Annotated in this window: 19 protein-coding genes; 2 read left to right on the forward strand and 17 right to left on the reverse strand. The window is 72.8% G+C overall.

What is annotated here, in order from left to right:
* The first annotated feature begins 91 nt into the window (after positions 1 to 91).
* Positions 92 to 1,342 (forward strand): MFS transporter, encoded by a 1,251-nt coding sequence (locus ACIPN7_RS07195; RefSeq protein WP_400539473.1) that lies wholly within the window; start codon positions 92 to 94, stop codon positions 1,340 to 1,342.
* A gap of 269 nt (positions 1,343 to 1,611) precedes the next feature.
* Here ACIPN7_RS07195 and ACIPN7_RS07200 read toward each other — a convergent pair whose 3' ends face one another.
* Positions 1,612 to 2,565 carry a tyrosine recombinase XerC gene (locus tag ACIPN7_RS07200; RefSeq protein WP_400539476.1) on the reverse strand — a complete coding sequence of 318 codons (954 nt, stop codon included), beginning with the start codon at positions 2,563 to 2,565 and terminating at the stop codon, positions 1,612 to 1,614.
* 178 nt (positions 2,566 to 2,743) lie between these two features.
* On the opposite strand from ACIPN7_RS07200, the gene ACIPN7_RS07205 reads away from it, so the two are divergent.
* Positions 2,744 to 3,703, forward strand: coding sequence for a zinc-binding alcohol dehydrogenase family protein (locus ACIPN7_RS07205; RefSeq protein WP_400539479.1), 960 nt, complete (start codon positions 2,744 to 2,746; stop codon positions 3,701 to 3,703).
* Positions 3,704 to 3,790: 87 nt separating this feature from the next.
* Here the strand turns inward: ACIPN7_RS07205 and dprA are convergent, their stop codons facing one another.
* The 16 genes from dprA to ACIPN7_RS07285 all read right to left on the reverse strand — a co-directional run bounded on the left by dprA (position 3,791) and on the right by ACIPN7_RS07285 (position 18,434).
* Positions 3,791 to 5,077 carry a DNA-processing protein DprA gene (gene dprA, locus ACIPN7_RS07210; RefSeq protein WP_400539481.1) on the reverse strand — a complete coding sequence of 429 codons (1,287 nt, stop codon included), beginning with the start codon at positions 5,075 to 5,077 and terminating at the stop codon, positions 3,791 to 3,793.
* Complete coding sequence (locus tag ACIPN7_RS07215; protein WP_400539484.1) at positions 5,070 to 6,617, reverse strand: YifB family Mg chelatase-like AAA ATPase; 1,548 nt, start codon at positions 6,615 to 6,617, stop codon at positions 5,070 to 5,072. Before ACIPN7_RS07215 ends, dprA begins: the two co-directional genes overlap by 8 nt.
* Positions 6,617 to 7,048, reverse strand: a complete 432-nt coding sequence (locus tag ACIPN7_RS07220; RefSeq protein WP_400539486.1) for a YraN family protein — start codon at positions 7,046 to 7,048, stop codon at positions 6,617 to 6,619. The genes ACIPN7_RS07215 and ACIPN7_RS07220 overlap by 1 nt, the downstream gene beginning before the upstream one ends.
* Positions 7,049 to 7,215: 167 nt before the next feature.
* Entirely contained in the window at positions 7,216 to 7,515 is a 300-nt protein-coding gene (locus ACIPN7_RS07225) for a DUF2469 domain-containing protein (RefSeq protein WP_020016858.1), read from the reverse strand.
* A gap of 7 nt (positions 7,516 to 7,522) precedes the next feature.
* Entirely contained in the window at positions 7,523 to 8,212 is a 690-nt protein-coding gene (locus ACIPN7_RS07230) for a ribonuclease HII (protein ID WP_377230671.1), read from the reverse strand.
* Positions 8,213 to 8,215: 3 nt separating this feature from the next.
* Positions 8,216 to 8,884, reverse strand: coding sequence for a signal peptidase I (gene lepB / locus ACIPN7_RS07235; RefSeq protein ID WP_400539490.1), 669 nt, complete (start codon positions 8,882 to 8,884; stop codon positions 8,216 to 8,218).
* Positions 8,885 to 9,201: 317 nt separating this feature from the next.
* On the reverse strand, positions 9,202 to 9,549 hold the full coding sequence (gene rplS / locus ACIPN7_RS07240; protein WP_397393247.1) for a 50S ribosomal protein L19: 348 nt from the start codon (positions 9,547 to 9,549) through the stop codon (positions 9,202 to 9,204).
* Positions 9,550 to 9,785: 236 nt separating this feature from the next.
* A complete protein-coding gene (gene trmD / locus ACIPN7_RS07245) occupies positions 9,786 to 10,571 on the reverse strand; it encodes a tRNA (guanosine(37)-N1)-methyltransferase TrmD (protein ID WP_400539492.1) in 786 nt (261 codons plus the stop codon).
* 1 nt (position 10,572) lies between these two features.
* Positions 10,573 to 11,142, reverse strand: a complete 570-nt coding sequence (rimM, locus tag ACIPN7_RS07250) for a ribosome maturation factor RimM (RefSeq protein ID WP_400539495.1) — start codon at positions 11,140 to 11,142, stop codon at positions 10,573 to 10,575.
* A 95-nt stretch (positions 11,143 to 11,237) separates the two neighbouring features.
* Positions 11,238 to 11,477 carry an RNA-binding protein gene (locus tag ACIPN7_RS07255; RefSeq protein ID WP_020016864.1) on the reverse strand — a complete coding sequence of 80 codons (240 nt, stop codon included), beginning with the start codon at positions 11,475 to 11,477 and terminating at the stop codon, positions 11,238 to 11,240.
* Positions 11,477 to 11,902 (reverse strand): 30S ribosomal protein S16, encoded by a 426-nt coding sequence (gene rpsP / locus ACIPN7_RS07260; RefSeq protein ID WP_377231863.1) that lies wholly within the window; start codon positions 11,900 to 11,902, stop codon positions 11,477 to 11,479. The genes ACIPN7_RS07255 and rpsP overlap by 1 nt, the downstream gene beginning before the upstream one ends.
* 178 nt (positions 11,903 to 12,080) lie before the next feature.
* Positions 12,081 to 13,202 (reverse strand): amidohydrolase family protein, encoded by a 1,122-nt coding sequence (locus ACIPN7_RS07265; protein ID WP_400539499.1) that lies wholly within the window; start codon positions 13,200 to 13,202, stop codon positions 12,081 to 12,083.
* A gap of 50 nt (positions 13,203 to 13,252) precedes the next feature.
* Complete coding sequence (gene ffh, locus ACIPN7_RS07270) at positions 13,253 to 14,893, reverse strand: signal recognition particle protein (protein WP_400539501.1); 1,641 nt, start codon at positions 14,891 to 14,893, stop codon at positions 13,253 to 13,255.
* A 34-nt stretch (positions 14,894 to 14,927) separates the two neighbouring features.
* Positions 14,928 to 16,733 carry an HD domain-containing protein gene (locus ACIPN7_RS07275; protein WP_400539504.1) on the reverse strand — a complete coding sequence of 602 codons (1,806 nt, stop codon included), beginning with the start codon at positions 16,731 to 16,733 and terminating at the stop codon, positions 14,928 to 14,930.
* 21 nt (positions 16,734 to 16,754) lie between these two features.
* Positions 16,755 to 17,093, reverse strand: a complete 339-nt coding sequence (locus ACIPN7_RS07280) for a P-II family nitrogen regulator (protein ID WP_357484250.1) — start codon at positions 17,091 to 17,093, stop codon at positions 16,755 to 16,757.
* A 42-nt stretch (positions 17,094 to 17,135) separates the two neighbouring features.
* A complete protein-coding gene (locus tag ACIPN7_RS07285; protein ID WP_400539507.1) occupies positions 17,136 to 18,434 on the reverse strand; it encodes an ammonium transporter in 1,299 nt (432 codons plus the stop codon).
* Positions 18,435 to 18,608 lie beyond the last annotated feature (174 nt).

Consider the following 18,608-nt stretch of genomic DNA (forward strand, 5'->3'; position numbering starts at 1 on the left):
GCGCTGCCTCCGGACGGGCATCGGAGTTCTAACGGGCCTTGTTGACACCTACGACCCACTCAGGAACACCCGTCAGCACAGGAGATCCACCATGTCAGGCCATTCCATGAGCGTTGCGGCACCGGAGAGCAAGCCATCGAACAGCTCCGGTCGTCGCGTCGTGCCGCACAACATCGGCTTCTGGCTGGTGGCCGCCGCCTTCGCGTCGCTGCAAGCGTTCGGCACCGTCCCGACACCGATGTGGCCGCTGTACGCCGTACGGGACCACCTCAGTCCCACCACGGTGACACTCGCGTTCGGCTGCATGGTCGTCGGGGCGGGCGTCAGCCTCTACCTGTTCGGTCATCTCTCCGACCGGTGGGGCCGGCGCCGCATCATCGTCCCAGCACTCATGTTCGGCATTGCGGCCGCCGCGGTGATGGCGTGGTGGCCGACGCTTCCCGGGCTCCTCATCGGGCGCGTCCTCACCGGCGTCGCCGTCGGGCTGATGGCCTCGACCGCGACGACCTACCTCACTGACCTGTATCGCGAAGGACACCCAGCACAGCCGGCCTCCCGCGTGCCAGCTACCGTCGCTTCGGTGGCCAACCTCGGCGGGCTGTCCCTAGGGCCATTGGTGGCCGGCGCTCTACTGCGCTGGGTCGGACACCCTTTCACCACCTCTTATCTCGTGTTCATCGCATTGATGGCTATCGGCGCGATCTCGGTAAGCCTCAGCCCAGAAACGGTCGACCGCGCGCTGCCGGCATCCGGCGGCGCCCCCAAGTTCGTCCTACGCCACGCACAGAGCAGGGTGTTCCTCGGCGCGGCCGCGGTAGCGTTCTGCTCATTCGCGATCATCGGCCTGTTCTCTTCCGTCGGCTCGCTCATCGTCCACAGCGAGTTGCACGAGAGCTCCCCCTTTATCTGGGGACTGGCCGGCTTCCTCGTCCTTGGCGCGTCCGCCCTCGCGCAGACGCTGTTCCCGAAGCTGGCCGTCGTTCGGATGCTCGTCCTCGGTCTCATCGGTGTGCCCATCGGCATGGCCCTGGTTGTCGTCGCTCTCTACAACCCATCGCTCACCCTCTACCTGCTGGGATCGGCGATCGCCGGTGCCGGAGCAGGGTTGCTGTTCAAAGCCGCAATCAGCGTGGCAATCACCACCGCCGAGCCGAGTTCGACAGCCGGAGTTCTCGCCAGGTTCTTCGTCGTCGCCTACCTCGGAGTGGGTCTGCCACCGGTTCTGCTGACCGCGGCCACACACCTGATCAGCAGCCGATCAGCGTTGATCGTGTTCGGTGCGGCCACCCTGGTCGTCTCCGTCATTGCTGCGCGGCTCCAAGCGGCAGCGCTGCGCCACTGACCGCGAAGCCATCCGGTCCGCAGGACACCAACGCCGGCCGCGCCCAGCCCATACACCCGCGCGCCTATCGCCACTCGGGTCCATGAGTCAGCAAGTGGCGATCCCTACGGCCCGGCCACGCAGGCGACGGAGGAACGCCTCCGTTGAACGCGCGGTTTGCCGTCCTGGTTGAGGTAGGGCGCCCACACGCGGGCGCGCAACTTCTTGATCGCGCCCGAACCTACGCATGACCTGCGGTTCGGCGGCGGAGCGGTCCGCCGGCCCGAGGCTCAGGCGCGCGGGAACGCCTGGGCGTAGACGCTGCGCAGCCGCTCGGCGTCCACGTGGGTGTAGCGCTGGGTGGTCGCGAGGTTCGCGTGGCCCAGCACCTCCTGCACGGCACGCAGGTCGGAACCGCCCTGCAGCAGGTGCGTCGCGGCGGAGTGCCGCAGCGCGTGCGGCGCGACGTCGTCGACGCCGGCCTGGGCCGCGAGCCGGTGCACGGCCTCACGCACCTGGCGTTGACCCCAGCGTCCGCCGCGCTCCCCGACGAGGAAGGCGTCACCGGTGGCGGCGGTCATGAACGCGGGCCGCCCGTCGGTCAGCCACGCGTCGACGGACCGTGCGGCCGGGATACCGAACGGGACGACCCGCTCCTTGCCCCCCTTGCCGAGCACCCGCACGAGCCGGTCGCGCGCGTCCACGTGCCCGACGTCGACCGAGACCAGCTCACCCACCCGGATACCCGCGCCGTACAGCAGCTCCGCGGCGACCCAGGAGCGCAGGGCCGCGGGCCGGGACGCCTCGTCGGCCTCGTCCGCGGCGGCTCGTGCGCCGTCGAGCAGCCGGCTGGCGGCGTCCACGTCGAGCACCGTGGGCAGAGTGCGCGGCACCTTGGGGCTCGCGAGCCGCGCCGAGGGGTCCACGGGCACGAGCCCGGAGCGGTGCGCCCAGCGCAGGAACGCCCGGGCCGAGGCGCCGCGGCGGGCGAGCGTGGAGCGCGCGAGCCCGCGGTCGGACTGCGACGCGAGCCACCCGCGCAGGAGCGTCAGGTCGATCTCGTCAAGGCTCGTGCTCCCGTGCCGCATCGCGTACCGCAGCAGGTCGGTCACGTCCGCCACGTAGGCACGCCGCGTGTGGGCGGAGTGCCCGCGCTGCGCGTGGAGGTAGCTGGCGAAGCGGGACACGGCGTCGGACAACTGCTCGGGCAGCCGAGGCAAGCCGGACAGGTCGGTAAGGTCCACGTTTGCCAGTGTGCAGCCGGACCGCCACGGGGTGAAGCAGGCGCGCCGCCGTTGCGCGGCCCGGTGCCCTCCGTCCGGCGTCCCGTGCCTCGCCTCCCCGCCTGCCCGCCTCCCCGTGGCACGCTCTGCCAGACTGGCCCGTCGGACAGTGCCGCCGGACGAGTGCAGGAGGACCGCGATGATGCGTGCCGTACAGGTGACCGAGTTCGGCGGGCCGGAGGTGCTCCAGCCCCTCGAGGTGCCGGAGCCGACCGCAGGGCCGGGGCAGGTGCTGATCGAGGTGTCGCGCATCGGCGTGAACTACGCCGACACGCACCAGGTCGAGAACTCCTACCAGACGCCGACCCGGCTGCCGTTCGTCCCCGGGAGCGAGGTCGTCGGACGCACACCGGACGGGCGGCGGGTCGCCGCGCTGCTGACCGGCGGGGGCGGGTACGCCGAACGAGCGGTCGCCGACGCGGCCATGACCTTCCCCGTGCCCGACGACGTCGACGACCTCACCGCGCTCTCCATGCTGGTGCAGGGCACGACCGCCTGGATCCTGCTGCGCAAGAACGCGCACTTCGAACCGGGCGAGTCCGTAGTGGTGCACGCGGCCGCGGGCGGCGTCGGCACGATCGCCGTGCAGCTCGCCAAGGCGTGGGGCGCCGGCCGGGTCGTCGCCACGGCGAGCACGACCGACAAGCGCATGCTGACCCTCGGCCTCGGTGCGGACGTCGCCGTCGACTCCCGCACCGACGACCTGAGGACGGCGCTGCTCGACGCCAACGGAGGGCGCGTCGACATCGTGCTCGACATGGTCGGCGGCACCACGACCGACCAGAGCATGGCCGCTCTCGCGCCCTTCGGCCGGCTCGTCTTCTACGGCATGGCGGGGCGCGAGCAGCCCAAGCCCGTCGAGCTGCGCAACCTGCTCGGCCACAGCAGCACGGTCGCGGGCATGTGGCTGCCGCACGTCTTCCGGCTGCCCGGCAACCTCTACGCCCGGGCACTGACCGAGCTGTTCGACCTCGCCCGCAGCGGCCAGATCCGCGCCGTCGCGGGCGGCGAGTACCCGCTGTCCGACGCCCGCGGCGCGCACGAGGCCCTGCGCTCGCGGGGCACCGTCGGCAAGCTCCTGCTCGACCCGGCTGCCTGACCGACGACCCGGGGTCCACGGGATCGCCAGCGTCGCCGGCCCCGCGGCCAGGCCGGGCCGCCCCGCAGGCGGCCCGGCCCGGCCCGGTCACCGCCTGCGCCAGCCGCCGTCCCGCCGCTCGGCCAGCCCCATGAGCTCCAGCAGCCCGAGCGCCCCGGTCGTGTCGGCGAGCGCGATCCCCGCAGTGCGGGCGATCGACCGTTCAGGGGCCGCCTTGCGCACGGGCAGGGCGTCGAGCACCGCCTTGCCCGCCGCGTCGAGGTCGTCGCCCGGCCGCGTCTCGCCCTGCCGGCCCGGCGCGGTCTCGCCGATGTCGCCGACCAGCTCGGCGGCCTCGGCGGCATCCGTCACGCAGACGGCGGCGCCGCGCCGCAGCAGCTCGTGGCAGCCGCTGGAGGCCATGGACGTGACCGGCCCCGGCACCACCCCCAGCGGACGCAGCAACGACACCGCGTGGTTGGCCGTGGACAGCGCTCCGGAGCGCAGCGCGGCCTCGACCACCACCGTGCCCGCCGTGAACGCGGCGATCAGGCGGTTGCGCTTGAGGAACCGCTGCTTGCCCGGCACGGAGCCCGGCGGCACCTCGCTCACCACGGCGCCCTGCGCGGCGGCCCGGCGCAGCAGGTCGGTGTTGCTCGCGGGATAGAGCCGGTCGACCCCGCCCGCGAGGAACGCGACCGTCCGCGCCCCCGAGGCCAGGGCGCCCCGGTGCGCCTCCGCGTCGATCCCGTGGGCACCGCCGGAGACCACGGTGAACCCGCGGTCGGCCAGCCCGCACGCCAGGTCCCGCGTCACGCGGACGCCGTAGCCGGTGCAGGCGCGCGAGCCGACCAGCGACACCGAGCGTGCCGCCAGCCCGGCCAGGTCGGGATCGCCCCGCACCCACAGCGCCAGGGGTGCGGTGGCGCCGAGCCCCGCGAACGACAGGGGCCAGCCCGGGTGCTCCGGCGTCAGGAAGGTGCCGCCGTACCGGTCGAGCACGACGAGCTCACCCTCGGGATCGAGCCGTTCGAGCCGAGGCGCCCAGCGCCGCACCGCGGCGACGACCAGGGCGGCGGCCCGCGTCCCGGACGCGTCCGGTCCCTCGGCGACCGCCCCGACCACGTGGCCGGGGGCGTCGGCGCGAACGCCCCGGCCCTGGACCGCTGCCGGCATCCCGCCGATCCGCCGGAGGACGGCGCCGGCCCGGTCGGGCGCCCGGGCGGCGTCGAGCAGCCAGTCGAGCGCGGCCACAGGACCGAGCTGCTCCACCAGGGCGCCCGCCACCGGGTCGCCCGGCTCGGCGATGCGGCTCCACGCGGCCCGCGCCAGCACCGGGTCGGCGGGGTCGAACCGGAGCCGCGCACGGGGCGGCTCGAAGAGCGGCTCAGCCATGGTCGCCTCCCGTGCGCAGCAGCAGCGCGTTCCCGACGTCGAACACCGTCGGCGCGTCGCGCCCGGCGAGGTCGGCGATGGTCCAGGCGATCCGCAGCACCCGGTCCACGCCGCGCAGGCTCAGCCGCCCGGCGGTCATGGCCCGCTCGATCGGCGTGAGCAGGCCGGGGTGCGGCCGGAGCAGGTCACGCAGGAACCGCCCGGGCATCTCCGCGTTGGTGGACCAGGGTGTGTCGGCCAGCCGGGCGCGGGCGGCCTGCCGCGCTGCCAGTACCCGGGCGGCCACCACCGACGTCGGCTCGGACACGCCCTCCAGCCGCTCGACCCGGTCCACCGGCTGCACCTCGACCTGCACGTCCACCCGGTCCAGCAGCGGCCCGGAGAGCCGCGCGAAGTACCGGCGCCGGGTGGTCGGCGAGCAGGAGCAGTCCAGGCCCTTGCCGATGGCCAGCCCGCAGGGGCACGGGTTGGCCGCGAGGACGAGCTGGAACCGCGCCGGATAGCGCGCCGCGCCGCCCGACCGGTGGATCACCAGCTCGCCCTGCTCCAGCGGCTGCCGGAGCGTCTCCAGCACCCGGGCGCCGAACTCGGGAGCCTCGTCCAGGAAGAGGATCCCGCGGTGCGCCAGCGACACCGCCCCCGGCCGCGGGATGCCCGACCCGCCGCCCACGACCGCCGCCTGGGTCGCCGTGTGGTGCGGGTCCTCATACGGCGGCCGGCGGATCAGGCCTCCGCCGGGGTCGAACGTGCCCGCCACGGAGTGCACCGCGGTGACCTCGACGGCCTCGCGGTCGGTGAGGTCGGGCAGGATCCCCGGCAGCCGGGAGGCCAGCATCGTCTTGCCCGCGCCCGGCGGCCCGACGAGCAGCAGGTGGTGCCCTCCGGCGGCCGCGACCTCCAGGGCCCTGCGCGGCTGCTCCTGACCGACGACGTCGGCCAGGTCGCCCGGCAGCCGCGCCGCCAGCGCCGAGCGGACCGGCCGCACCGCGACGACCTCGCGCACCAGCTCCGGGGGGCCGCCGTGCAGCGCCACCACCTCGGCCAGGCTCGCGGCACCCACGACCCGCGCCCCCGGCACCAGCCGCGCCTCGTCGGCGTCGCCGGCCGCCACCACGACGTCCGGATAGCCCGCGGCCACGGCGGCCGCCACGGTCGGCAGCACACCCCGGACCGGCTGGACGCGCCCGTCGAGGCCGAGCTCGCCCAGGTGCACCACCCGGTCCAGACCGGCCCTCCGCATCCCCGGGGACGTCGGCCCGTCGGTGCCGGCGAGGATCGCCACCGCGATCGCCAGGTCGTACGCGCTGCCCTGCTTGCGCAGCGACGCGGGCGACAGGTTGACGGTGATCTTCTTGACCGGCCAGGGCAGCCCCGTGGACGTCACCGCGGCCCGCACCCGGTCGCGCGACTCGCTCAGCGCGGCGTCGGGCAGCCCCACCAGCGTGAAGCCCGGGACCGACGCCGCGAGGTGCGCCTGCACCTCCACCACGTGCCCCTGCATCCCGACGAGCGACACCGCCCGGGTGGTCGCGATCCCCATCACGCCACCGACTCGAGATGCTCGACGACGGCGGGCCCCTGCCGCTGCAGGGTCACCGCGACCACATCGATGCGGATGGCACCGAAGCGGGTGCGCACGTCGGGCAGCACCGGCACCGGGCTGCCCGGAGTCACCTCCTCCTGCAGCCGCGCCGCGGCGAGCCGTTCCCGGAAGACGGTGAGCCACTGCCCCGTCAGCCGCTTGATCCGGGTCAGCTTGCGCGGCGTCACCGCCTCCGCCGGATGCCCGTACCCCAGTCCCGACCGGGTCTTGACCTCGACCACCACGAGCACGTCGCCGTCGAGCGCGACGATGTCGAGCTCACCCTCCGTGCCGCGCCAGTTGGTGTCGAGCACCTGCCAGCCGCGCGCCTCCACGTGCCGCAGCGCGACCCGCTCGCCGTACCGGCCAACGCCGTCCTTCTTCGCCATCGCGTCCACCTCCGTGACCAGCCTTGGTCACGCAGGGGCCGGCCGCCGGCGTCCGCGGGGTCACCTGTGCACGGATCGATGATCCACAGGGTCGGCGTCGCGCTCGAACCGCTGGAACCTCGTCACGAGGGTCTGTGCCGCCCCACGGGGAATCTCCGTGCGCGCTGTCAGAGCGCGAGCTCGGCCTTGGCCAGCTCCTCGACGTTCACGTCCTTGAACGTCACCACGCGCACCGACTTCACGAACCGCGCCGAGCGGTAGACGTCCCACACCCAGGCGTCGCCGAGCCGCAGCTCGAAGTACACCTCGCCCGCCGCGGACCGCACCTGCAGGTCCACCTGGTTGGCGAGGTAGAACCGGCGTTCGGTCTCCACCACGTAGGCGAACAGGCCTACCACGTCGCGGTACTCGCGATAGAGCGCTAGCTCCATCTCCGTCTCGTAGTTCTCGAGGTCTTCGGCGCTCACGACGACATCATCCCACCGACGCCGCAGTTCCGGGCAGGTTCCAGGACCTGCGGTGGTGTGGCGTCGGCCCGTGCAGCCCGAGGGCGTCCATGTGGGCCTTCGCGCTGTAGCCCTTGTTCTGGTCCCACGCGTACTCGGGGTGCCGCTGCGCCAGCTCGACCAGGATCGCGTCGCGCTCCACCTTCGCCAGCACGCTCGCCGCCGCCACGGACGTGCAGGTCATGTCGGCCTTGATCAGAGTGCGCACCGCAGGCTCCGGCAGGTCGTCCTCCGGGGCGTCCGCCGCGGCGAACAGGTCGAGCGCGGGCGTGGAGAGCCAGTTGTGCTTGCCGTCCAGCACGACGACGTCGACGTCGCCGCACACCTGCCGCACCTGGGCCAGCGCGCGCCGGCCGGCCATCCGGAGCGCGGCGATGATCCCGTGCTCGTCGATCTCGGCCGGGCCCGCGTGCCCCACGCCCCACGCCACCGCCCAGCGCCGCACGGCCGGCGCGATGGCCTCGCGCGCGCCGGGCGTGAGCAGCTTCGAGTCTGCGACCCCCTTGGGACCCGTGCGCGTCGCCGCGTCGACCACGACGACGCCCACGCTGACAGGCCCCGCGAGCGCGCCGCGCCCCACCTCGTCCATGCCCGCCACGAGGCGGGCGCCCGAGGCGAGGAGCGCCCTCTCCTGCCGCAGCGTGGGCACCTTGCGCACCGCCTACTTCTCCGCGGGAGGCGCGTCCGGGACGCCGCTGAAGACGTCGCTCGGGTTGCTGTGCCAGTTCAGGCGGTCCAGCGGCCAGACAGTCGCGAACGCCGTGCCGACCACGTTGTCGATCGGCACGAAGCCGCCGCCCGGCTTGCCACGGTTGTAGCGCGAGTCCTGCGAGTTCTGCCGGTTGTCCCCCATGACCCAGAGCATGTCGTCGGGCACGGTGACCTCGAACGGGTCCTGGCTGGGGATCGACCCCTCCTTGATGTACGTCTCGTCGATCGGCGTGCCGTTCACCGACACCCTGCCCTCGGCGTCGCAGCAGACCACCTTGTCACCGGGCAGGCCGATCAGGCGCTTGATGAGGTGGTCACCGGTGTCCTGCGGCAGCAGGCCGACCGTGGTCAGGAACGACACCGCCGCGTCACCGACGGGGCCGCGCTCCGGCGGCACGTACGGCGGCAGCCAGTCGCCCGGGTCCACGAAGACGACGATGTCCCCGTGCTCCAGGTCGAACGGGCCGGGCGTCAGCCGCGACGCCATGACCCGGTCACCCTCGGTCAGCGTGTCCTCCATGGACGCGCTCGGGATGTAGAACGGCTGCACCAGCAGCGTCTTGATCAGCCACGACAGGACCAGCGCGCTGACGACGATGATCCCGACTTCCCTGAGCATCGCGAGGACGCCCGACTGCTGCCGACGCGGCTCACGACCGTGCGCGGCCCCACCCTGACGATGCGCCCCGCTGTTTCCCCACGGATCCTCTGCGCTCAAGGGCGTCCCATCGATAGGGGTGGGCGGTGCCACCCGGTCGAAACTCGTCACGGGCCTAACTCTGTCACCTTGGAGCGCCCCCGGCGAAATGGTCGGGCGGGCGAACATCAAGCCTGCCGGATATCCGCACAGACCAGACGTGATACGACACCGGCCGCCGTCCTCGCTCACGGAGGACGGCGGCCGGTGTCAGTGGAGCGCCGGAGCGCTCAGAACGCTCAGTTCTCGCGCTTCTCGCGGATCTTCGCCTTCTTGCCGCGCAGCTCGCGCAGGTAGTACAGCTTCGCGCGGCGGACGTCACCGCGGGTGACGACCTCGATCGACTCGATGGTCGGCGCGTGCAGCGGGAACTTGCGCTCCACGCCCACACCGAAGCTGACCTTGCGGACGGCGAAGGTCTCGCCGATCCCGCCGCCGTGGCGGGAGATGACGACGCCCTGGAACGCCTGGACGCGGGAGCGGTTGCCCTCGACGACCTTGACGTTGACCTTGACGGTGTCACCGGCACGGAAGGCCGGGATGTCGGACCGCAGCGAGGCTGCGCCGATGTTGTCGAGCTTCTGCATCGTTCTCTCCGGGCCTGCCACAGGTCAGGCACGAATCTCGTGGGCCCCGCCTCGGCCGGACGGCCGTCAGGGTCCCGAAAGGGTGTGGATGGCGGTGCGGCTTGACCCGGTCGGGGGCGGTTGCCCGCCCCGGTCGTCCCCTGTGGCAGAGACCTGACCGGCGACGCACCAACGGCTCATTCTGCCACACGAACGCGCCGAGCTGCGGCCCGAGCAGGTGTGACGTCCGCGCGACATCAGCCCCGCGTCAGCCCGCCGTCCGGCCCCGGCACCCAGCCGAGCTCCGCGAGCAGGCTCAGGTCGTGCTTGTCCAGCCCCGCGACGTCCAGGGCCTCGATCATGTCCGGCCGCCGCGCCGCCGTCCGCTCCAGCGCCTGGTCCCGGCGCCAGCGCTCGATCTTCGCGTGGTGCCCCGACAGCAGCACCTCGGGGATCTCGAGGTCCGCCCACGACGGCGGCTTCGTGTACACGGGGTACTCCAGCAGCCCCGCGGCCCCGTGCGACTCCTCGACCAGCGAGTCCGGGTTGCCGACCATGCCGGGGATCAGCCGGGCCACGGCCTCGATCATCACCAGCGAGGCCACCTCGCCGCCGTTGAGCACGTAGTCGCCGATCGACAGCTCGTGCACGGTGACGCCGGCGGACCGGTAGTGCTCGGCGACGCGCGCGTCGATGCCCTCGTAGCGCCCGCACGCGAACACGAGCTGCTCGGCCGACGCGAGGCTCTCGGCGTGCCGCTGGGTGAACACCTCGCCCGACGGCGTGGGCACGATCAGGTGGGCGCCCTCGGTGGCAGTACCCAGGACGTCGCCGATCGCCTGGCCCCACACGTCGGGGCGCATGACCATGCCCGCTCCCCCGCCGAACGGGGTGTCGTCGACGGTGCGGTGCCGGTCGGTGGTCCAATCGCGCAGGTCGTGCACGCGGAGGTCGAGCAGGCCGCGCTGGCGCGCCTTGCCCACGAGCGACAGGTCGAGCACGGACAGGTAGTCCGGGAAGATCGAGACGACGTCGACGCGCACGTCAGTCGTCCTCGCCCTCGACGACGTCATCGGCACGGTCGACGACGGCGGCGTCCGCGTCGCGGGCCAGCAGCCCGCCGGGCGGGGTGAGCACCACGCGGCCGCCCGGGACGTCGACCACCGGCACGATGGCCAGGACGAACGGCACCAGGGTGCGGGCCGTCCCGCCGTCGGGCAGCGACTCCTCGATGAGCAGCGCCTCGTGGGCCGGCTGGTACTCCAGCGTGATCACCTTGCCCACCACGGTGCCGTCGGCGAGCTCGACCCGCAGGCCCGCGAGCTCGTGGGGGTACCACGCGTCCTCCTCGTCGGAGGCGTCCGCCTCGACGACGAGCTCGGTGCCGCGCAGGTCCTCGGCCGCGTCCCGGCCGGTGATCTCGGCGAACGTGACGAGCCACCGCCCCTGGTGCTCGCGCGCCCGCGTCACCGTGAGCGGTCCGGCGTCGGCCGGGACGGTCTCGAGCCGCTCGCCGATCGCGAGCCGGGTCTCCGGATCGTCCGTGCGCAGGTCGAGGGCCACCTCGCCCTTGAGCCCGTGCGCCTTGCCGACGCGGGCCACGGTCAGCTGCATGTCACTCCTCGAGGATGGAACAAGAAGATGGAGCAATGAGCGAGGCCCGGTCCGCGTTCGGACCGGGCCTCGTCGTCGTGCTGGATGCCGATGGTTCAGCGCCGGTCGACGTCCACGACGTCGACCCGCACCGGGCCCTCGGTGGCGAGCGCACCGATCACGGTGCGCAGGGCGCGCGCCGTGCGACCACCACGACCGATGACTCGGCCGAGGTCGTCAGGGTGCACGCGGACCTCAAGGAGGTCACCACGGCGGAGCGTCTTCGCGGACACGCGGACGTCGTCCGGGTTGTCCACGATGCCGCGCACCAGGTGCTCGAGGGCCTCCGAGAGCATCAGGCCTCGTCGCCCTCGGCCGGCGCAGCCGGAGCCTCGGCGGCGGCAGCAGCAGCCTTCTCGGCAGCCTTGGCCTTGGCCTTCTCGGCGTCGGCGTTCACGGCCTCGATGGCGGAGGCGGCGTCAGCCTTCTCGCCCTTGACGCGCAGGGTGCCCTCGGCGCCCGGCAGGCCCTTGAACTTCTGCCAGTCACCGGTCACCTTGAGCAGAGCGGCGACCTGCTCGGTCGGCTGCGCGCCGACACCGAGCCAGTACTGTGCGCGCTCCGACTTGATCTCGATGAGCGACGGCTCCTCGGTCGGGTGGTACTTGCCGATCTCCTCGATCACGCGACCGTCGCGCTTGGTGCGCGAGTCGGCGATGACGACACGGTAGTACGGGGCCCGGATCTTGCCGAGGCGCTTGAGACGAATCTTGACAGCCACGAAGTGGTCTCTCCTGGTTCTGATGGGATGGTCCGAGCACCGCGACGTGGGGTGAAGCAGTGTGTGGGACCGGGACACGGCCTGACCAGGTGAGAGGGGTCCGGGCACGCCGAGTACGTGGATATTGTGCCAGACGGCGCGCGGCCCCACCAACCACGCGTGCGTCACACGGCCGCGGTCAGCGGGCGGTCGGGTAGACCGTGCCCCGCAGCACGACGGCGGTGGGGTGCCGGAGCACCTCGATGTCCTCGCGCGGATCTGCCGGGTAGACCACGAGGTCCGCGCTGGACCCCTCCACCACGGCCCCGAAGCCCAGGTAGTCACGGGCGCGCCAGGACGCCATCGCGACGACCTCCGCCGCGGGGATGCCCGCCGCGACCAGCTCGGCGCACTCGTCGGCGATGCGGCCGTGCGAGATGGTCCCGCCCGCGTCGGTGCCGACCAGGAGCTGCACGCCGGCCTCGTGCAGGTCGCGGACCTGCTGGTACCGGCGTGCGTACATGGCCCGCATCCGCTGCGCGTAGACCGGGTACTTGCCGTCGGCCTGCCCCGCGATGCTCTCGAACTGCCCGATCTGCAGCAGCGTGGGCGTAACCGCGATCCCCCGCCGGGCGGCGATCTCCATGTGCTCGGGCGTCATTCCGGTGCCGTGCTCGATGCAGTCCACCCCGGCCGCGAGCAGCCCGTCGATCGTCTCCTCCCCGAAGGCGTGCACGGTCACCCGGGCCGCCTCGGCGTGCGCCACGGCGACCGCCTGGCGCAGCACGTCGTCGGGCCACAGGGGCCGCAGGTCACCGTCGGCCCCGAGGGTGCGGTCGATCCAGTCCCCCACGAGCTTGACCCAGCCGTCGCCGCGCCGGGCCTGCGTGCGCACCTCGTCCGGGAGCAGCTCCGGGGACTCCAGCTCCAGCCCGTAGTCGCGCAGGTACCGCTTGGGCCGCGCCAGGTGCATGCCGGCCCGCAGCAGGTGCGGCAGGTCGGCGCGCTGGTGCACCCACGCGGTGTCCAGCGGCGAGCCGGCGTCCCGGATCAGCAGCACGCCGGAGTCGCGGTCCGCGACCGCCTGCTTCTCGGCCTCCTCCGGGGAGACGGCGCCCTCGGCCGCGAGCCCGATGTGGCAGTGCACGTCGACCAGGCCGGGCAGCGCCCAGCCCTCCAGCACCCGCATGTTGGTGCCCTGCGCCGAGGGCCGGGTGAGGCTGACGCGGCCGCCGCGGACCCACAGCTCCTCGGCCTCACGGTCGTCACCGAGCAGGATGCGCCCACGGATCGCCGCGGTCGGACCTTCCAGCGCAGACATGCGGCTCCTTCGCTCTCCCCGTCACCCTGTGGACCTGTCCCCCGCCACACTCATCGACCCAGGAACTTCTCCAGGCCCGGCGGCAGCTCGATGTCCTTCAGGTCCGGCGCCTGGTCGCTCGGCTTCGGGCCCACCCCGAAGGCCGACCCGGCGGGTGCGGCCGGCGTGGCGGCGGGGCCGCCACCCAGGGCGCGCTGCATGGCTTCCTTCTCCTGCTGGGCGCGCTTGGCCGGGTTCCCGGACTTGCCCTTCTTGCCCTTCTTGGGCGGCGGCGTCTTGCCGCGCGACTTCTTGCCCATGCCCATGCCGGGGCCGCCGGGCATGGCGGGCATCCCGCCGGGGCCCATGCCGCCGCCCTTGGCCATCTGCTTCATCATCTTCTGGGCGTTGTCGAACCGCTCCAGGAGCTGGTTGATGGCCGTGGTCGTGGTGCCGGCACCCTTGGCGATGCGGGCGCGGCGCGAGCCGTTGATGATCTTCGGGTTGTCGCGCTCGGCCGGCGTCATCGAGTGGATGATCGCCTCGATCCGGCCCACCTCGCGCTCGTCGAACTGGTCGAGCTGGTCGCGCATCTGGGCCATGCCCGGCAGCATGCCGAGCATCTTCTTCATCGAGCCCATGTTCTTCAGCTGCTGCATCTGCACCAGGAAGTCCGCGAGCGTGAAGTCCTGGCCGCTGGCGAGCTTGCCCGCCATCTTCTCGGCCTGCTCGGCGTCGAACGTCTTCTCGGCCTGCTCGATCAGGGTGAGCACGTCACCCATGTCGAGGATGCGGCTCGCCATGCGGTCGGGGTGGAAGACCTCGAAGTCCGTCAGCTTCTCGCCGGTGGACGCGAACATGATGGGCCGGCCGGTCACCTTGGCGACCGAGAGGGCGGCACCACCGCGGGCGTCACCGTCCAGCTTCGAGAGCACCACGCCGGTGAAGTCCACGCCGTCGGCGAAGGCCTTGGCGGTGTTCACCGCGTCCTGGCCGATCATCGCGTCGATGACGAACAGGACCTCGTCCGGGTTCACCGCCGCGCGGATGTCCGCGGCCTGCTTCATCAGCACCTCGTCGATGCCGAGGCGGCCCGCGGTGTCCACGATCACGACGTCGTGCTGGCGCTCCTTGGCGTATGCGACGCCGTCCCGCGCGACGCCGACCGGGTCGCCGATCAGGGGCGCGTCGGCCGCGGGGTCGTCGGCCTCCGAGGTGTTGCCCGGGTGCGGCGCGAACACCGGCACGCCGGCGCGCTCGGCCACCACGGACAGCTGGGTCACGGCGTTGGGGCGCTGGAGGTCGGCGGCGACCAGCAGGGGCGTGTGGCCCTGGCCCTTGAGCGCGTGCGCGAGCTTGCCCGCCAGCGTGGTCTTACCGGCACCCTGCAGACCCGCGAGCATGATCACCGTGGGCGGCGTCTTGGCCAGCGTCAGCGGGCGCGTGGCCCCGCCGAGGATGTCGACGAGCTCCTCGTTGACGATCTTGACGACCTGCTGGGCGGGGTTCAGCGCACCGGAGACCTCGGACGACAGCGCGCGCTCGCGCACCGCGGCGGTGAACTCGCGCACCACGGGCACCGCGACGTCCGCGTCGAGCAGGGCGCGGCGGATCTCCCGCACGGTCGCGTCGATGTCCGCCTCGGAGAGACGGCCCCGCGTGCGCAGGTTCTTGAACGTCGAGGTAAGCCGGTCGGACAGGGAGTTGAACACGGACACAGCCTAATGGAGTCCTGTCGTCAGGGGTTCATCCGGGGAGCAGGGCCCGGGCCCGCGCGGTGAGCCCGTCCACGAGCTGGGAGCGCCACCCCGTCCACGCCTTCGGCCCCAGCGACGTGGTGTCCGCCTCGGTCAGGGAGCGCAGCACGTCGAGCAGGTCGCGCCGGTGGTCCACGGCCTCCAGCAGGGTCGTGAGCGTGGCGGGGTCGTCGGGATCGGCGCGGGTGGCCAGGTCGGCGAGGGTGAGGTGGTGGCGCACGAGCCGGGCGACGTCGTCGACCACGTCGGGCGCGAAGCCCGCGCGGGTCAGGATGCCCGGGACCAGCCGCGCGCCCTCCACGGAGTGGTCGGCCGCGCCGCGCACCTTGCCGATGTCGTGCAGGAGCGCGGCCAGCAGCAGGAGGTCGCCGGAACGCTGCCCCGCGACGGTCGAGGGGTCGGGCAGCCGGCGCCGCAGGCGGGCCGCGACGGCGGCCGTCTCGACGAGGTGCCTGTCCACGGTGTGCCGGTGGATCGCGGCGCGCTGAGGCCGGTTGCGCACGTCGGCCCACTCGGGGATCCAGGAGGTGACGACCCCGGCGAGGTCGAGCGCCTCCCAGACCGGCACCTGCGCCTGCCCGGCGGCGAGCAGCGCGAGCAGGCTCTCGCGTGCGGCCGGCGGCCAGGGTTCGGGCAGCGGCGGCGACTTCTCCAGGCTCCGGATCGTCACCGGGGACAGCACCAGCCCGGTCCGGGCGGCGGTCGCCGCGGCGCGCAGGGGCAGCAGCGGGTCCGACGCCGGCCGGGTGCCGACGCCGAGCACGAGCTCGCCGTCGTGCTCGACCAGGCCGTCGCCCACGGAGCGCAGGCGGGGCGGCGTGCGCCGTCCGCGCACCATGATCGGCTTGCCCACGCCGACGGGCCGGGACAGCGCCTGGCGGGCGTGGCGGATGGTGGTGTCGAGCGCGTAAGAGATCACGCGGCCCGACTCGGCGAGGCTGGCCAGCAGCTCGTCGCCGTCGTCGTACCCGGTGCGTTCGGCGACGTCCTCGAGGTCGGCCAGGAGCAGGCGGCTGCTGCGCCGCCGGGTGACCACCTGGAGCGTGTCACGCACGTCGAGCAGGTGCGTGTAGGCGGTGTCCACCGCCCCGTGGGGGCGGTCGGTGAGCCAGGTGGCAGCCAGCGCGGAGAGCAGCACGGCGTCCCGCATGCCGCCGCGGGCCTCCTTGAGGTCCGGCTCGATGAGGTAGGCGAGCTCGCCCGCCCGCTGCGCGCGGTCGCGCGTGGACGAGATGAGCTCGGGCAGGCGGCGCCGCGCCGCGGCGCGCCAGTCGGTCAGCACGGCGGACGCCGCCCGGTGCACGACGACGGCGTCGCCGGCCACCGCGCGCACGCTCAGCCAGCCGATCACCGCCGGGAGGTCGCTCGCCGCGACCTGCCGGGACTGGCTCAGCGACCGCACGGCGTGGTCGATGTCCACGCCCGAGTCCCACAGCGGGTACCAGAGCTTCTCGGCCACCCGCTGCAGCTCGTCGGGGCCATGGGTGCGGCCGTCGTGCACGAGCACGAGGTCGAGGTCGCTGAGCGGGCCGAGCTCGCCCCGGCCCAGGCTGCCGACGGCCGCCAGGGCGATGCCCGACGGGTCGACGTCGTTCGTCGCCGCGGCGAACAGGTCGCCGAGGCGTTCGGTGACCCGCTGCCCGACGGCGGACCGCCGGGCCAGGCCGGACCGGCCCGGACCGGTGAGGCCCGTGGCGATGGAGAGGAGCTCATCGCGGAGGCCCCGCACCCCGACCGGGGGGTGCGGGGCCTCCGCCTGCTCCCGGGTGCCCTCGGGCACCGGGTCACTTGTCATGCGTCGTCAGGCGCTCCCGGATCAGAGCGCGGCGTCGCCGTGCTCGCCGGTGCGCACCCGGGCCACGTCCTCGACCGGCACGACCCACACCTTGCCGTCGCCGATCTTGCCGGTCTGCGCCGCGCCGACGATCGCGTCGGTCACCGCCGCGACGTCCTCGTCCGTGACGAGCACCTCGATGCGGACCTTCGGCACCAGGTCCACGGTGTACTCCGCACCGCGGTAGACCTCGGTGTGGCCCTTCTGTCGGCCGTAGCCGCTGGCCTCGCTCACGGTCATACCGCGCACCCCGGCACCCTCCAACGCCGTCTTCACGTCGTCGAGGCGGTGGGGCTGGATGACACCCGTGACAAGCTTCATGCGCTGCCTCCTAAGCAGTCGGGTAGCTGGACCGTAGTACGGTCAGCGCACCTCGGTGATGGTGGAGCCGGAGTTCTCGTACGCCGTCTCGCCGTGGACCGCCAGGTCGATGCCGCTGACCTCGGCCTCCTCGGAGACGCGCCAGCCCAGGGTCGCCTTGAGCGCCAGCCCGATGATGTACGTCAGCACGAAGCTGTACACCACGGCCACCAGCGCGGCGACGATCTGGGTGAGCAGCTGCGTGACGCCGCCACCGTAGAAGAGGCCGTTGAGCGAGCCCTCGAAGTAGAACGAGTCGTAGCGGCCGTTCGTGGCGAAGAACCCGATCAGGATGGTGCCGACCAGGCCACCGACGAGGTGCACGCCGACCACGTCGAGCGAGTCGTCGTAGCCGAACTTGTACTTGAGGCCCACGGCGAGCGAGCACAGGACGCCGGCAACGAGGCCGATGACGATGGCGCCCCAGGAGTCCACCGTGCCGGCGGCCGGGGTGATCGCGACCAGACCGGCGACGACGCCGGAGGCGGCACCCAGCGAGGTGGCCGCGCCGTCACGGAACTTCTCTGTGGTCATCCAGGCGAGCATCGCGACGGCCGTGGCGACCAGCGTGTTGACCCAGGCACGACCGGCGGTGCCGTCCGCGGCGAGCTCGGAGCCCGCGTTGAATCCGAACCAGCCGAACCACAGGAGGGCCGCGCCCAGCATGACGAACGGCAGGTTGTGCGGACGCATGGCCTCGGTGCCGAAGCCCTTGCGCTTGCCGATCACGAGGGCCAGGGCGAGGGCCGCGGCACCCGCGTTGATGTGGACGACGGTGCCACCGGCGAAGTCGATCGGCAGCGAGAGGGCCGAGGCGAGCCAGCCGTCGGCGCCGAACATGCCGCCACCCCAGACCCAGTGGGCCAGCGGCGCGTAGACGACGGTGACCCAGATGGCGCTGAAGACGATCCAGGTGCCGAACTTGACGCGGTCGGCGATCGCACCGGAGATGAGGGCCACCGTGATGATGGCGAACGTGGCCTGGAAGCCGGCGAACACGAGGCCCGGGATGCCCATGGCCGTCGTGGGGCTGGCGGCGTTGTCGATCGTGAGGCCGATCAGGCCGGCCGGGTTGCCGATGAAGCCGGCGACGTCCGGGCCGAAGGCCAGACCGTAGCCGTAGACGACCCAGATGAGCCCGGCGACGCCGATCGAGGCGAAGCTCATCATCATCATGTTGAGGACACTCTTGCCCCGCACCATGCCGCCGTAGAAGAACGCCAGGCCCGGCGTCATCAGCAGCACGAGCGAGGAGGCGGTGATCAGCCAGGCGGTGTTGCCCGTATCGAGCTCGAATTCCATCGCGGAAAATGCCTCTCTCCCCGGACCGGTCCTGGTGACTCGGCCCACCGCGACTACCGTCGCGGGAACCCGTTACGCGTGGCCCGCATCGAGGTTACGGATGCGTGACGCAGGCGGGGAGCATGTAAACGTCTCATTTCGAGTCCAGCTTGGGCGAATTTTCCGACCCAACCG

Origin of the sequence: Promicromonospora sp. NPDC090134, assembly GCF_044746965.1 — a bacterium.
In the GTDB taxonomy this organism is placed as follows: Bacteria; Actinomycetota; Actinomycetes; order Actinomycetales; family Cellulomonadaceae; genus Promicromonospora.